The 13,922-nt window shown below is 69.2% G+C and carries 17 protein-coding genes (1 of these 17 running past the window's edge); 16 read left to right on the forward strand and 1 reads right to left on the reverse strand.

Translation table 11 applies throughout. From position 1 onward, the window contains the following. From AC4HOU_RS14885 to AC4HOU_RS14960, 16 genes are all read left to right on the forward strand, one after another. A protein-coding gene (locus AC4HOU_RS14885) for a toxin glutamine deamidase domain-containing protein (protein ID WP_490724630.1) crosses the window boundary here: on the forward strand, positions 1–871 show its end. It extends 26,285 nt beyond the left edge of the window; only the last 871 of its 27,156 coding nucleotides appear in the window; its start codon lies off the left edge, out of view; it ends in the stop codon at positions 869–871. A 31-nt stretch (positions 872–902) separates the two neighbouring features. Further along, complete coding sequence (locus tag AC4HOU_RS14890) at positions 903–1,187, forward strand: hypothetical protein (RefSeq protein ID WP_163817960.1); 285 nt, start codon at positions 903–905, stop codon at positions 1,185–1,187. Positions 1,188–1,213: 26 nt separating this feature from the next. Further along, entirely contained in the window at positions 1,214–1,705 is a 492-nt protein-coding gene (locus AC4HOU_RS14895; RefSeq protein ID WP_490724631.1) for a DUF6301 family protein, read from the forward strand. Further along, positions 1,702–2,145, forward strand: coding sequence for a TY-Chap domain-containing protein (locus AC4HOU_RS14900; protein WP_490724632.1), 444 nt, complete (start codon positions 1,702–1,704; stop codon positions 2,143–2,145). The genes AC4HOU_RS14895 and AC4HOU_RS14900 overlap by 4 nt, the downstream gene beginning before the upstream one ends. Positions 2,146–2,261: 116 nt before the next feature. Beyond that, complete coding sequence (locus AC4HOU_RS14905; RefSeq protein WP_490724633.1) at positions 2,262–3,863, forward strand: hypothetical protein; 1,602 nt, start codon at positions 2,262–2,264, stop codon at positions 3,861–3,863. 113 nt (positions 3,864–3,976) lie between these two features. After that, positions 3,977–5,833: a hypothetical protein gene (locus tag AC4HOU_RS14910; RefSeq protein ID WP_194990850.1), complete on the forward strand. Its 1,857-nt coding sequence runs from the start codon at positions 3,977–3,979 to the stop codon at positions 5,831–5,833. Continuing rightward, positions 5,830–6,615, forward strand: a complete 786-nt coding sequence (locus AC4HOU_RS14915; protein ID WP_163814531.1) for an ESX secretion-associated protein EspG — start codon at positions 5,830–5,832, stop codon at positions 6,613–6,615. The genes AC4HOU_RS14910 and AC4HOU_RS14915 overlap by 4 nt, the downstream gene beginning before the upstream one ends. A 13-nt stretch (positions 6,616–6,628) precedes the next feature. After that, positions 6,629–6,970: a hypothetical protein gene (locus tag AC4HOU_RS14920; RefSeq protein WP_194990849.1), complete on the forward strand. Its 342-nt coding sequence runs from the start codon at positions 6,629–6,631 to the stop codon at positions 6,968–6,970. A 51-nt stretch (positions 6,971–7,021) separates the two neighbouring features. Next, on the forward strand, positions 7,022–7,321 hold the full coding sequence (locus tag AC4HOU_RS14925; RefSeq protein ID WP_163814533.1) for a YbaB/EbfC family nucleoid-associated protein: 300 nt from the start codon (positions 7,022–7,024) through the stop codon (positions 7,319–7,321). Between the two features lie 114 nt (positions 7,322–7,435). Then, complete coding sequence (locus AC4HOU_RS14930; RefSeq protein WP_171047994.1) at positions 7,436–7,756, forward strand: hypothetical protein; 321 nt, start codon at positions 7,436–7,438, stop codon at positions 7,754–7,756. Beyond that, positions 7,753–9,045, forward strand: a complete 1,293-nt coding sequence (locus AC4HOU_RS14935; protein ID WP_195020635.1) for a hypothetical protein — start codon at positions 7,753–7,755, stop codon at positions 9,043–9,045. The genes AC4HOU_RS14930 and AC4HOU_RS14935 overlap by 4 nt, the downstream gene beginning before the upstream one ends. Positions 9,046–9,078: 33 nt before the next feature. Further along, a complete protein-coding gene (locus AC4HOU_RS14940; protein ID WP_163814535.1) occupies positions 9,079–9,417 on the forward strand; it encodes a PE family protein in 339 nt (112 codons plus the stop codon). Between the two features lie 30 nt (positions 9,418–9,447). Further along, complete coding sequence (locus AC4HOU_RS14945) at positions 9,448–10,425, forward strand: PPE domain-containing protein (RefSeq protein WP_195020636.1); 978 nt, start codon at positions 9,448–9,450, stop codon at positions 10,423–10,425. Further along, entirely contained in the window at positions 10,422–11,213 is a 792-nt protein-coding gene (locus tag AC4HOU_RS14950; RefSeq protein WP_163814537.1) for an ESX secretion-associated protein EspG, read from the forward strand. Before AC4HOU_RS14945 ends, AC4HOU_RS14950 begins: the two co-directional genes overlap by 4 nt. A gap of 92 nt (positions 11,214–11,305) precedes the next feature. Further along, on the forward strand, positions 11,306–11,596 hold the full coding sequence (locus AC4HOU_RS14955) for a WXG100 family type VII secretion target (RefSeq protein WP_163814538.1): 291 nt from the start codon (positions 11,306–11,308) through the stop codon (positions 11,594–11,596). 62 nt (positions 11,597–11,658) lie between these two features. Continuing rightward, on the forward strand, positions 11,659–11,946 hold the full coding sequence (locus AC4HOU_RS14960; protein ID WP_163814539.1) for a WXG100 family type VII secretion target: 288 nt from the start codon (positions 11,659–11,661) through the stop codon (positions 11,944–11,946). Between the two features lie 65 nt (positions 11,947–12,011). On the opposite strand, the gene eccE is transcribed toward AC4HOU_RS14960, so the two are convergent. Continuing rightward, positions 12,012–13,733: a type VII secretion protein EccE gene (eccE, locus tag AC4HOU_RS14965; RefSeq protein WP_324197392.1), complete on the reverse strand. Its 1,722-nt coding sequence runs from the start codon at positions 13,731–13,733 to the stop codon at positions 12,012–12,014. Positions 13,734–13,922: the final 189 nt, after the last annotated feature.

Raw genomic sequence — 13,922 nt, forward strand, 5'->3', positions numbered from 1 at the left:
CTCTGACTCGGCACAGTCGAAGCTGCCGCTGCCTACCGCGCCGCCGGAACCGCCCGCCCCCGAAGAGCGTTCGGTTCCACCCGCACCGGCGAGCCCACCGGGTGATCCGAGACCCGTACCTCAGTCGGTGCCTTATCAGCCGACTGCGGTTCAGCCCCCGGGCTTCCAGAATCCCGCTCCTGCACGCACCCCGGAATTCGCAGCGCCCCCGCAATCGGATCCACTGCCGCCTCCCGCCCAGCACTACCGCGAAGGCCACGCGAACCTCAACCCGGGACAACCGCCGGTCGACCGGGGATGGAGTCAGACGCCCTACCAGCCGAACGGCGACCACGCCCCCAGCGGCGGCCACCACGTATCCAACGGCCAGCCCGGCTCCTGGGGCCCGATGCCTCCACCGCCCCCGTTCGGTGCGGCCGGAGGCGGATCGAACCGCGGCGCCAACCGGCCCTATGGTCGCCCCGCGCAACGCCCGGAACCAGCGCAGGCCCCGATCCTCGTGCAACCGTTCGCCGGGTTCGGCGTGGCGGCCGAGTTCGATCCCGCGACCGGCGCCTTGCAGGCGGTGCCCGCCTCGAACGGATCCAGGGCAGGGGTGTACGGCGACCTCGGCGAATCGCGGGTGGTGTTCTACCGCGACGGCGCCGGGCTGGCTTTGCGGGTGGACGGTCGTACGATCGACCTCGGCGGCCCGGTCCGCGTCGAATGGGTTCTGCTCGAGCGGCGGACCACGCGGTTCGCGGTGATCGAGAACGGTGTCGTCGTGTTCGAGATGCGCTACCGGACGCTGCCACCCGAGATGGACCTCGGTGCACTGGTCCACAGTGTCCTCGCCGACCCACAGCGCCGGGAACAAACCTTCCGCGGATGACCGGAAAGACCGACAGAGATGAGGAGGCACCATGCGGGTGAGTCCACCGACCGATGACGAGCTTCGGTCGAACTTCGAGGAAATGCTCGCCTCGGTATGCAGCGGTGGCGGTCTACGCTCCGCCACCGGCCTCGACATGAAGACCGAGAACGCGCTCTGGGCGATCGCCCACGTCTACCCGGAGGTGCCCGACGACCTGGTCGTCGCCGCCCGCGCCGCCTTCGCCGGCCAGCTCGACGGCACCAATGCCCGCGAGCGCAGGGAAGCGCTGGCCCGCAAGATCGAGGAACTCGATCGGCGCGGGCAGGCCCGATGACCGCCGACGGAACCGGGGATGCGCCTATGACGCGATGGCGTGCGATGCCCGGCACCGAGATCGCCGAGCTCGGCACCCGTTTGCGATCGTTGAACTGGTCGTGGCTGGTGGCCGATGGTCCGCGGCTGGCCACCGAGTTCGGCTGGCGGGTGCTGCACAGCGACGCGAACTGGGTGATGCTCGACACCGGTTTCGGTCTCGGCAGCGGTGAGATCCGAGGCAGGAACGGCAAAGCCGAGGTCATCGAGGTTCGGGTAACCGATTTCGCCGAGGAATCGGGAGCCGGACGCGAGCGCATCCGCGACGCGTTCGCGGCACTGGGCGAGTCCCTCACCGAGGCACTCGGCGAGCCGACAGCCCGCATCCCCGGCGAGTTTCCGCAGCTGCGATGGGCAGGCAAGGACCACACTCTGGTGCTGAACGAGTTGGCGGTCTCGGTGGTGCTGAAGCTGGTCGACAACGCCAGGCTCGCCCGCGACGACCGCAATGTCGAGCTCGACGAGCAAGGCCTGCTGTGACGGAGTGGGCGGAGCTGAGCACGGGCCTGGCCGCCGAGCTGATGCGGCTCGGCGCGGGTTCGGTGCTGCGTATCGGCGAGGACCGAGTGGAGTCGCCGCGCTTCGCGCAGCTGCGTCAACTCGACGACCGCATCTGGGCCGAACTGGTCGGTGATCGCTGGTTGAGCCCCGAAGCCGGGGCGGGCGCCGACGGCGCGCGGATCCTGACCGCGGCGGGTTGGCAGCGGCCGGACGCCGATCACGCCGGCAACTGGTGGGTCGAATGGTCGTGGCCGTTGCCCTCGGCCCGCTATCGCGCACTGGCCGCGATGATCGTCGAGGGCCTGCGCGATGCCTTCGGGATCTCCGACCCGGCGGCGCTGTCGTATGTGGCGTGGGATGAGAGCGACGGAAATCGTCCTGTGGACTTGCCTGCTCTGGGTTTGGCGCGGCAGGACTGAACGGTTTTCCGGGTCGGCTCGCCGTCACCGGCTGTTCCGGCGCCGTTTCACCTGCGGTGGTATGACCGCTTCGAGCTTCCCGCCCGTCGGGTGCGCAGACGAGGAGAGTGCCGCGAGTGAACAACCCCGCCGACCAGCCCGAACCGGCAGCCGAAAAGCCGGAAGGGAAACGTTCCTCCGCGCATTCGGCCGGCGCGACGCCCGGAACCGATGCGGCCGCAGGCGCCGCTGAAACCCCCACCGATGCCTCCGCCCCCGTCACCGACGACGACCCCGACGTCGGTTTCAGCCTCGACCCAACCCCCACCTCCACCGACACCGATCCAGCCACCCGAGCCACCGAGCTCACCCGCCAGATCGCCCGCGCACTCGCGGCCGCCGCTCCCGCGGGCTGGCGACGGCTCACCGCCCTGTTCGCGTTGACCGCAGCCGCCGAACTCGGGCAGGTCTTCTACGTCGACGAGGACGGTCATTCGATCGGGGCGCAGCCCTCGACGGAGTTGCTGGAGCTGGTGCGACGTCAGCGTCACGAATCCGCGCAGCTCGGTGACGGCCCCTGGTGGCGTCTGCTGTTGACGCTCGATGCCGGCGGTGAGCTCGAGGTCGACTATGACTACGGCGACGAACCGTTCCCGCAGGATCAGTTGTTCCCACCGCAGGCGTACGCCGAGGATCTGCGGCTGTATCCGCGCCGCTCACTGCCGGTGTGGCTGGCAGCCCATCTCGCCCACGGCGACCGGCAGTCCCGCTCGCCCGGGGATGCCGCCGCCCAGGCCCGCGCCGACCGCGCCCGCGACATTCGCGGTGAGCTCGCCGATCACGAGTTGCCGGAGTTTCCACTGATGTGGGCGCGGTGGGCGGTGCTGTCGGCGGCGTTCGTGGCGGCGGGTTCGCAGTGGGGTCCGCGAATCCTGCCCTCCCTCGGCATGTTCGAGGGTTCCCGGCGCAGCGGCGCCACCCTGTATGCGTTGCCGGGCGGCCGCGCGGTGCTCTCCGGCGGGGTCTGGAACGCACCCGAACTCGACGTCGCCTACAACGCGGACGCCGACTTGCCCGAGTTGTATGCCGGCGCGCCCGAGTGGGTCGCCAACCCGGTACTCAACGCGCGCGCTTCCACGGGGCTGCTCTCGTTCTGCTTCTGGTGGGACAGCGGCCACTGGTATTGCGGCGAATCGCCGGGTGCGCAGGGGATCGCCGAGGCGGTGCCGGGGTTCTGGACCTTCGACACCGTCGTGGATGTGGTGCTGCGATTGCTCACCGCGGAGCCCGGCGAGCCCGAACGCCGCGCGGTGGCGGCGCTACTCGCGGCCGCCGAGGTCGGCGTGGCGACACGGGACACGCTGGTCGAAGTTTTCGGCGACGATGGCGATTTCGATATCGACAGCGCCTTCTACCAGCTCACCGTGGCCGGTGTCGCGCTCTCGCTGCCCGAACCGATGCCGCATGACCAGGCGCTGGCACGGGTGCGGGCGCATCTGGCCGACACCGGGGCGGCCACCGCCGGCTATCTGCCGCAGGAGCTCGTCGCCGAGCGGTTCAGCGTCGGCTGGATGGTGTACGTGCCGGTGGCACCGGATGAACTCGCCGTCGGCCGCACCATCTTCTACCTGGCCGACGACGGCGTGCTCGAACAGTCCAGCTCCTCCATCGCCCCCTCGGATTACATCGCCGAGTTCGAGCAGCGCTACCAGCAACGGCACCGCGCGGCCGACTTCTGAACTGGCGGAAACCCTCGGCCCGAGCATGATTCATCGCGCGGCTACCTGCCGTTCAGTTTCTCCACGGGATGATCCCGCACCGTGTGGACAGCGAGTGGGAAGGAGCTGTGCCGATGGCAGGAGAGAACAACCCATGGGGCGATCTCCGCACGCAAGCAGGCAACGGCGGTCTGGTGTTCACCAAGGACGTCGCCACCGATGCCGCGTCCTACTGCGCCGATCTGGTCGATGTGCTGAACATGGTGACCGGCAGCCTCGATGACGTGCTGAAGATCGAGGGCCTCGGTCACTTTCCCGGCGCGGTGCGGCTGGCGAACAAGTTCGCCGAGATCGCCGCGGAGTTCCGCGACGAGGTGATGAAGGAACACAAGCGCATCGCCACCGATCTGGGCGAGTCCTTCGTCATCGCGGGAAAGCTGTACGAGGGCACCGATCTGGACGGCAAGGGCCATTTCGACTCGATGGTGCGTACCAGCAATGCGGGCGATCTGATCAAGCACGTCGAGCAGGAGCAGATGTATCACGGCGGCTGGGTCGACATCTCGCCCGATATTCCGAACCTCGGCAACTACGAGAACAAGGACTCCAAGTACGGCGGACTCCCGGACAGCCTGCTCGACCTCGCCGGTAGCGAGGGTTCCCAAGGCTTCTCGGTGACGGTGCCGCCCGCGCAGACCTTGAACTTCAACCAGCTGTGGTGGCTGGGCGATCAGATCCGCGGCAAACCGGCCTTCATCGCGGTGGCCGGCGGTGACTGGTTCCGGATGAAGTTGCAGTTGCAGTCCGGGTTTTCCAACTTCGACCAGAGCATCCAGGGCTTGATGGATTCCGATCGCTGGAAGGGCACCGGCGCGGACGGCGCCGCTCGCGCCGTCCGGCTCTACACCAACAACAGCGGCAAGCTGCTCACCGCGATGCAGCAGCTCAGCGACAATCTCGTCAATGCCTCCGGCTGGACGGCCAACACGGTTTACGGCATGCCCGACCAGAGCGTCGCCTACACCCCCGACGACCAGGAACACGCCCAGCTCGAACTGGCCAGGCAGGTCTACGCGAACTGGTACGAGCCCGGCATCGCCGCCTGCGCGAGCGCGATTCCGATCCTGCCGAAGCCGGCCGATGCGGTGCAGATGCCGAACGACGACCCCCGGAATCCGGGCAACAACGGCGGAAACAATGGCGGCAACAACGGTGGTGGCAACACCGGCGGCGGCAACAATGGGGGCGGCAGTTCCGCCGCCCAGCAACAGCAGCAGGCCTCCCTCGCCCAGTTCGCCAAGGATCAGCAGGCGCTGAGCCAGCAGCAACGGGATATGCAGGCCGCGCGGGACAAGGCCGAGGCCGACGCGCGACGCCAGGCCGAGCAGCTGCGCCAGCAGCAGGAACAGGCCCAGCAGCAGGCCCAGCAACGCGCGCAGCAACAAGCCGCCCAGCAGGCGGCCCAGCAGGCCGCGCAACAAGCCCAGCAGGCGCTACAGCAGGGCTTGCAGCAGGCTCAGCAGGCGGCCCAGCAGGGGTTACAGCAAGCTCAGCAGGCCGCCCAGCAGGCGATGCAGCAGGCCGGTCTGGCCGGGCTGCCGCAGGCGCTGTCCGGTCTTGGTAAGGACCTGCCGAACCTCAAGGGCGGGCTCGGCGGAGGCAAGGGCGTCGGCGGCGGTGGCGCGGGTGGCGGAGCCGGCGCGGGTGGGCTCGGCGGGCTCCCGAAGGAACCAGCGCAGACCCAGGCCTCCAAGCTGTTCCCGCGCGCCTCGGCCGCCGGTGTCGCGGCCGGTGCGATGCGTGGCGCCGGTTTGGCGCCCATCGCTGGTGCTCCCGGCGCGCCCGGCGGCATGGGTCCGGCGGGCGCGGGCGCTGGTGGTGGTCAGCAGGCCAAGGAGCACAAGCGCGCCGATTACCTCGACTCCGTCGAGCACATCGAAGAAGCACTGGGCGATGCGCCGGTGGTGGCCAAACCTGTTGTGGAGAAATGAACCGGACCTGGGAATTCAGCGATATCGAGTTCGTCGTGCTGTGGGAGTCGCTGCGCCGCGGCGGGCTGCCGTTCCCGTTGTTCTACACCGGGCGCACCGAGGATCCAGAACAGTTCAAGGCCGAGAAGCTGGCCGCGCGCGACGACGTGCGGCGCAGGCTCGGCTCCTCGTTCGATGCGGTGCTGGAAGCGATCGCCGACCCGGATCTGCGGATCGTGATCAACGGTGGCGACGGCCGCGCACCGCGCGAACCGAAGGGTCTGGTGCGGCTGCACGGTGCCCGGCGGCAGAACACCGGCTATATCATCGAACAGTTGCCAGGTGAGACCTACTGGCACAGCGGGGGTTTCACCGTCTCCGAGTGCGAGGCGGTGAGTCTGGCCGAGGCGATGGTCGCCAAGATGCCGGAGGCCGAGCCCGGTAGGCAGCGCGATGTGGTGCTGCCAGCCGAAAACCCGAGCGAGGAACTCGACCACTCCTACGGCGGTTCCGCCGTACACGACTCGTTCGACGATTCCGTCGGTCAGCGCGGCGCCACCTTCCTGGCCACGCCCGCGCCGAGTTACGGAACCATCGATGTGGTGCAGGGCTTTTCGATCTTCGGACCGCGCGGCATCACCAAACACCGGCTGCGCTGGCGCGATCTCGAAGAAGACGGCCGCTACGTCATCGGTGACGAGACACCGCCGGTGGCCAGACCGGCCGACCGCAAACATCTGGTCAACGCGATCAATACCCGGGTCGCCGCGGTGATCCGGGCGATCAAGGACGAACGCGCGTGAAAGGAATGCCGCGATGAGTCAGCAGGAGCAGGGCCCGGCCGAATGGACCGCCACGTCCCGCACCGGTGCGATCGCGGTGCGCACCACCGAACAGGGTTTGCCGGTGGGCATTTCGATCGAACGAGCCGAGCTAGGTGGCGATCCGGCGGCGCTGGCGGCCGAGGTGCTGCGGCTGTGCAAGCAGGCCGCGAGCCGGGCCGGGCTCGCGCGGCGGGCACAGCTGGAACAAGCGGGCGTGGCCGAGGACATGCTGGCCTTGATGGGCCTGCCGACCGCGGCCGAGGTGGCCGCGCAGGAGATGGCCGACGAACAGGACTACGACACCGAGCCGCGCAGCTGGCTGCGCTCGGTCTGAGCTGCTGATTTCCATCAGTGGGAACAACTGTGCGGGAGAGGAATTCATCTCGTGTTTGAATCTATGGACGAGCTGGAAGCCAGCGTCCGCCGGCGGTTGTACCGCATGCGCGACCTCGCCGACGATATGGCCGCGGTCCGCGCGAGCGAAACCGCACCGGACGGGTCGATGACCGCCGAGGTCGATGGCAACGGCTCGCTGGTGAATCTCCAGTTCACCACGGCGATCTCGGAGCTCACGCCCTCCGAGTTCGAGCAGCGGCTGGTGGCTACCGCCGCAGCGGCGGCCAGGGCGGCCTTTGCCCGGCGCGCCGAAATCGTCGTGTCTTTCAACGAAGAAGTCAGCGGGTAGACACGTCACGTTCACCCTGACCGGTCATAGTTTTTTGCGACAGCTCACACCGAAGCGTCCGCTCGGTGGGGGGATTCGCGCCAAACATCCAGCATCACCGGATCGGGGAGTACGATGAGCGACCTCGTAGCAACACCTGACGCGATCCGTCGCTACGGCGACGCGGCAGCGGCGATGGCGACGAGCGTGGCCACCGCGGGCAGTGTCGACCAGGCCGCGACCATGGCCGTCGCAGCCCCCGTATTCGGCTTGATCGGGCAGGAATTCCTGGTGTCGTACGCCATCGCACAGGGCAACCACCTGTCGTCGGTGATGGAACTGGCCGGTGTGCACGCCGCCACGGCGGTCACCGCGCATCAGAGCGCCGCGGCCTACGAGGCCTCCGACGCCGCCGCCATCGCCGAACTGGGTGCGGCAACCGCGCCGCTGCAATGAATCCGGAGCTGGACCCCACCGTCGTCGATCTCTTACGCGGCAGCGCCCTCGCGCCCTATATCGACCGGCCGGTGAACGACATCCTGGCGGATATGGGTCTGCCGCCGCTGCCGGATCTGTCCGCGATCCCGCCGCTACCGGAATTCCCGCCGATGCCGGTGATCGATATCGCCGCGCTGGCCCGCCCGCTGACGGATCTGGCCAGCAGTTTCGGCACCGGTGTACTCGCACCGCCACCGGGTGGCGGTCCCGATCCGATACAGGTATTCCAGGCGGTCAACACCGCGCTCACCACCGCGATGCAGCTAGGTACCTCCGCGCTGCAGGCGGTGATGACGATCTGGCAGGGGATGGGCGCAAGCAGCGCCGCGGGCAAGGCCGCCGACGCACAGGCCGACAGCGCCGAACTGGCCGCGCAGAGCACCAACGAGAAGACGGTGCTCGCGGGCGCGGCGACCTCGGTGGCGGTCGGCGGCGCCGAATTGACCGCGATCATCGCCAAATACCTGACCACGATGGTGGCCTCGGCACCGCTGCTCGCCACTCCCGGCGGGCAGATGTTCATGGTCGCCGCGACCACCGAGGCCTTGGCCTCGGCGACTGCCGTGGTGGCCAAGACCCGCGGCGAGCTGCTCGGCCACTCGGGAAATATGACCCAGGCGGGCAAGAAGGTCGCCGTCACCGGGGCGCCCAAGGGGGTGGACTCGATGCAGCAGGTCATGCAGCTGCTGCAGATGGTCACCCCGCTGATGACGATGGCCAGTACCGGGGCGCAGTCGATCGGACAGCTGGCCGCGGCCAACACCTCGCTGCTGGCGCCGAAACCCACTGACGGTGCGCAGGATCCGGCCGAGAAGAAGGACGGCGAGCCAGGTAAAGGCCATCCGGGCGCCGGCGGTGGAGCAGGTGTCGGTGGCGGCGGTGTCGGCCCGGTCGCCGCACCGCTGAGCCCATGGCCGGGCACGCGGACCGCGGGACTCGGGGCCGTGCCCGGTGCCGTCGGTGGACTGGGTGCCGCGGCGTCCGGCGAGGCGGGGATGGCCGGCGGACGCTCGGCAGCCACCACCGCGGGCACCGGCCCGGCCATGATGCCGATAGGAGCGGCCGGTGCGGCCGGCGCCGCCGCGGGTGTGCGCGGTGCGGGCGACGCCGGCGATATGCCGAACTACCTGGTGTCCGGTCAGCACGGCGACGAGGTCGTCGGCGATATCGAGGGTGTCTCGCTGCCGGTGGTCGGCGCGGCCGAACAGCAATCCGAAGCACCGCCCGACAAAGAACTCACCCTCTGACGCAGTCAGCACGGTCCGATCCAGGAGGTTGTCATGGTCCGCAGTGGTGTGGATTTCGATGGGGTCCAATTCGATGCCGCGGGTGCAGGCGCGGCCGCGCGTGAACTCGACAGTCTGGCCGACCGGCTGGAGCAGGCACTGACCAGCAGGGAAGCCGCGTTGAAGGTCGAACCGGCCGGTGCCGACGAGGTATCGCGCACGGCAGCGCAGACGATGAACGAGGTCGCGATGTCCTTCGGGGACAGCACCGCCGCGGGCATCCATGAACTACGCAAGCTGGCCGCTGTACTACGCAGCCAGATCACCGAGTTCGGCCGGTCCGAAAGCGACAGTGCCGCTGGCTTCGATGTGCCCGCGCGCGGAGCGGCCTAGCTCGTCTCGGGCGGCACACGGAGCTCTGTGATGATCGAACCACCGCAGCCCGGCTTCACCGGCGTGGTCTGGGAGGCGCGTCAGCCCGACCGGCTGGCCCGCGAACTCGGGACCGGGCCGGGTTCACTGCCGATGGCCGAGGCGGCCGCCGCCTGGGTGCAGTTGGCGGCCGAGCTCGGCACCGCGGTGGTCGATTTCGAGCGGGTGGTGCTCGGTCTGCGCGGGGTCTGGCAGTCGGGCACCAGCCGTGAAGTGCTGGACAAGGTGTCGCGGTTGCGCGACTGGTTGACCGAGGCGGCGAGCGCGGCAGCCAACAACGCGGTCCGGGCCGAAACGCAGGTCGCGGCCTATGAGGTGGCGCGACTCGCCATGCCGAACAGCGCGGAGATCCAGGCCATTCAGGAGATCCAGCGCTTGCTCGAGCAGGTCGGATCCGCTCTCGGCGCCCCGATTCAGGCCGTCGCAGCCACCACCGATGCCGATGCCGATGCCGCCAAGGCCGCCGCATCGCGGGTGATGCGCGGCTACGAATCGGCCAGTGCGCCGCTGGCCCAACCCTGGACCCAGCAACCGCCGCCGGTCATCGTGCCCGCCGCCGCCTTGCAGGCCGAGCAAGTACCCGCGACCGCGCCGCAAGCCGGCTCACCCGCCCTGCCCCCGGTCACACCCGGCATGTTCGCCCCCGGTGGCGGCGGCCTCGGCCCCATCCCCCGCGCGAAGACCTCATACCAAGCCGCTGCCTTCACCGAATCGGCCACCGCTGAAACGGTGGAAGTTCTGGCACCACAGCAGGTTCCGGCTTCGCACGGCACCATCCCGCTGGTTCCCGGTTCGCCCTTCGCCGCCGCGGCGGGCGCCCAGGAGGAGGAGTACCAGTCCAGGGCGGGCGATGCGGGCACTGACGCGCTCGGCGCCGATCTCGGCATCGTCTCGGCCCCCGCGGTCCTCGGCGCGCCGGAACCGGCCGCGCCGCCCACCGGCCGTACCGCCCCGGGAGGCGCGTCATGACGCTGGTGACCAACGACGGCCTGCTCGCCGTCGCCGAGCGCCTCGGGGTGCAAACCTTGCCGCAGGTGCTGTCGGTGGCGCCGCAGCACGACTCCTACGACGCATGGGCGCAGGCCCAGCACCGCGCCGTCACCGAGCTGACCGGTTCCGGCGTCATCGATGCCTACGGCGAGGTGGAACCGACCCTGGCCGACGCCCTGTTCACCCTGGCCCAGCCCGACCGCGAGCTGGTCGCCCGCGTGTTCACCGGCGCCGCGCCGATCCGAATCTGCCTGGCCCGCCGCGGCGAGCAGCACGCCCTCGCCGTGCGCACCGGCGACGACTACGACATCGGCACCGTCTGGTCCGACGGGTCCGGCGCCACCCTGGCCCGTCCTGTGCTGGCCGCGCTCGGCCCGGCCGATCCCGCCGATGTCGCAGTGTTCAGCGCGCCTGCCGCCGAACTGAGCGAACGCCTCGAAGCCGCGCAGAGCTCGGCCGAATACGCCGACGCCCTCTACGCGCTCGGCGTCGCCGACCGGGACGCGCCCCGCTACGGGCTGGCCTTCGCGTCCTGCCATGCCTACGCCGAAATCGTGGCCTATGCCCACATCGACGGCGTGACGACCCGGCCGCCCGCGGCGGTCGCGGTATACGACACCGGGCACGGTCGCCTCGTCGCCGCGCCCGGGTTCGCAGCGGATCAGCAGGTCTGGTCCACGGTGACACCGGGCACTGATCACCGGATCGCGCAAGCGATCTCGGCCCTGGTCGAAGCACTGCCCGGGGGAAGGTGGCTGCCGCAGTAGACCCGCAGGGCGTGCAGTAGCCCGCCACTCTCCCGGCGGTGCCCCGACCGGCACCTTCCGGGTACAGAAATCACAACACGAAAGGTTCGATCATGGTTTACGCCGATCATTCATCCGCCGACAAGGCCCAGGGCGATATGGCCAACGCCGTCGAGGGCATGAAGTTCACCCTCAAGGCCATCACCGATGAGGTCAACGCGGCCCGTGGCTGGGAGGGCGACGCCCGCAACGCCTTCAACGCCGCCGCCGACCGGTGGAACACCGAGGCCACCGAACTGAACGGCGTGCTGGACCGGATGACCCAGCTGGTCGGTGAGGGCAGCGCCACCTTCAAGCGGATCGACGCCGAAGGCGAAGACGAGTTCAACTACATCAAGATCTGACGGCCGCCCGATCGAGGCATCGGCCGTAACCACCAGCTACACAACTGATCCGGAGGGTTCTGATGGAATACGACAAGTCTGCGATGACCACCCTGTTCCACGATCTGCAGGGTTTCCGCAAGGCACTGACCGACAATGCCCGTGACATGGCCGATGCGGGCAGCGCGCTCGCCGTCGCCTGGGAGGGCAACGAGGCCTACAACGGCTTCCAGGCCGTGCACAAGGACTGGGACACCAAGTTCGAGGACACCCTGGTGATCCTGGACAACGTCGCCGCCGCGGTGGAGAGCGCGCTGCACCGCGCCCTCGGCACCGACGGCAAGATCGGCGACGGCTTCGCGGGCGTGTAGGACACGTCAGCGCCGAACAGCCGGCCCGGTGCATACCGGGCCGGCTGTCTGCGTTAACGGCGGATTCAGCGGGCGGCGGCGAGTGACTCGCCGATGTAGCGCATCTCGTCCGGGGTGGTGACCATGTTGACCGTGGCCTGCGCGGTGGAGGTGCGCACGGTGATGCGGTTCGGTGCGGTGGGGTCCTGGTACAGCGTGACGTCGGCGTCGAAATCGCCGCCGGGTTCATGTGGTCCGCGCACCCGCACGATGGTCGCGCCGCCCGTCAACGCGGTGGGCGCGATTCCGTCGAACACCACGACGGTCGCGGTGCTGAACCCCGCGCCCGGCTGAGGGGAGGCCGGCCCGTGCTGCTGGTTGTTTCCGCCGAAGCGCGTCGCCAGCGAGAGTGAATGCGGTGCACCGACATTGGCGACCATGGTCTGCCAGGCCTCCGGCCTGCCGGTGTGCACCACCACATGCGCGCCGAGCGCGATGGCCCGCAGGATCACCTGCTGGGCCAGATCGAGTTTGCCGATCACCTCGAGATGGCGAGTACCGTCACCGATCAGCGGGACCGCGATGCCCTGGCCACGATGATCGGCGCCGATGAGCTGCCCGCAACCACCGGTGGGCACCGCGATGCCGGTGAGTGCGCTGAGCGGGCCGTGATAGTCCGCGGCACTGTCGTGCACCACCGTCTGCGCGGGCAGGGTGTCGAGTAAGGCGCGATACTGCCTGCCGCGCAACGGCCGCAGTCCCGTGACGGGCGGCGCGTCGAGCTCGGTGAGGGTGTCGAAGCGCACCAGCGCACCGAGGGTGATCGGCGGGGAGTCTGCCCGCGTGCCGACGCCGGGACGCTGCACGCCCGGACGCAGCCGCACCGTCACCATCGTGTTGAGGCTCGGCGTGGCCCAGATATCGGCGAAGCCGCGCGAACCGACCAGCTCGGGGCCGATCTCGTAGCTGGTGAGCCGCAGCTCGCCATGTACGAGCGAGTTCTGCGTCTCGGTGAACTGGTCCAGCGGCACGCCCCAGCACATCCGGCGCACCGCCGCGTTCATCTCGCCCGCGGTGAGCACCGACACCGAGATGTCGTGCGCAGCCAGTCGATTGGCCACGCGGCGGGTCGCGATGATAGCGGTGCGCAGGCTGCCGGTGCGCCCGCCGCCACGATTGTCGACCGCCTCCGCGTTGGCCAGCGGATCCAGCCGCAGCACCAGCCAGACCGTGCGGTGGGCGATGGCGGGCAGCGGGCCGAGGATGCGGTCGTAGAGCTGGGCCACCACACCGTTGCCCGCGGTGCGTGCGCCGGTGCTGATCACGTCGATGGAGGTGAGCGTGATGTCGAACTGGCTCAAGCATTTTCCGATTTCGGTGAGCGGCAACACCTGATCGGTGCTGAGCGAGCCGCGCCGCAGCAGCGTCATCGCATCCGGCGGCGGATCGATGCGCAGCATGGTGACCAGCAGGTCGTTGTCCCAGCGCACGCCGTAGCTACCGCCTTCGGGCAGGGTGACGTCGAACGGCTCGGCACCCCCGTCGGCCGGACCGGGCCGGGCGCGACGCCACCGCCACGCCACGGCCGTCGCCACCATCCCGGCGAGATTACGCGGATCGGCCCGCCGCACCGGCACCGCGCCCAGCAGCAGCACCGCGGCCCCGATCCCGGCGACGGCGGCGATCGGTGCGTCGAAGGCCAGCGCCACCCAGGCCGCCACGGCGGCGAGCAACGCCAGCGGAACCATCCGCCGTAAAGGAATATGGCGGAACAACCAGAATTCGGGATCACGTAACGTCGCGTTCACCGCGATGTCCGACCTGATTTCCCCGGATGGGTTTTCCGCCGAATTGTCGGCTGCGGTTTCCCGTTCGTTTACGACAACGTTCACTTTTAGTAGCCCTGGGTTCGAATTCCGCTTGCCTGATTTTGTTTATTCCGGGGGGTCTGGAGAACTTTTACAATACCGCGCCGCAGATGAATACGCGGGTCGGGG

The organism is Nocardia sp. JCM 38205 (assembly GCF_058222935.1).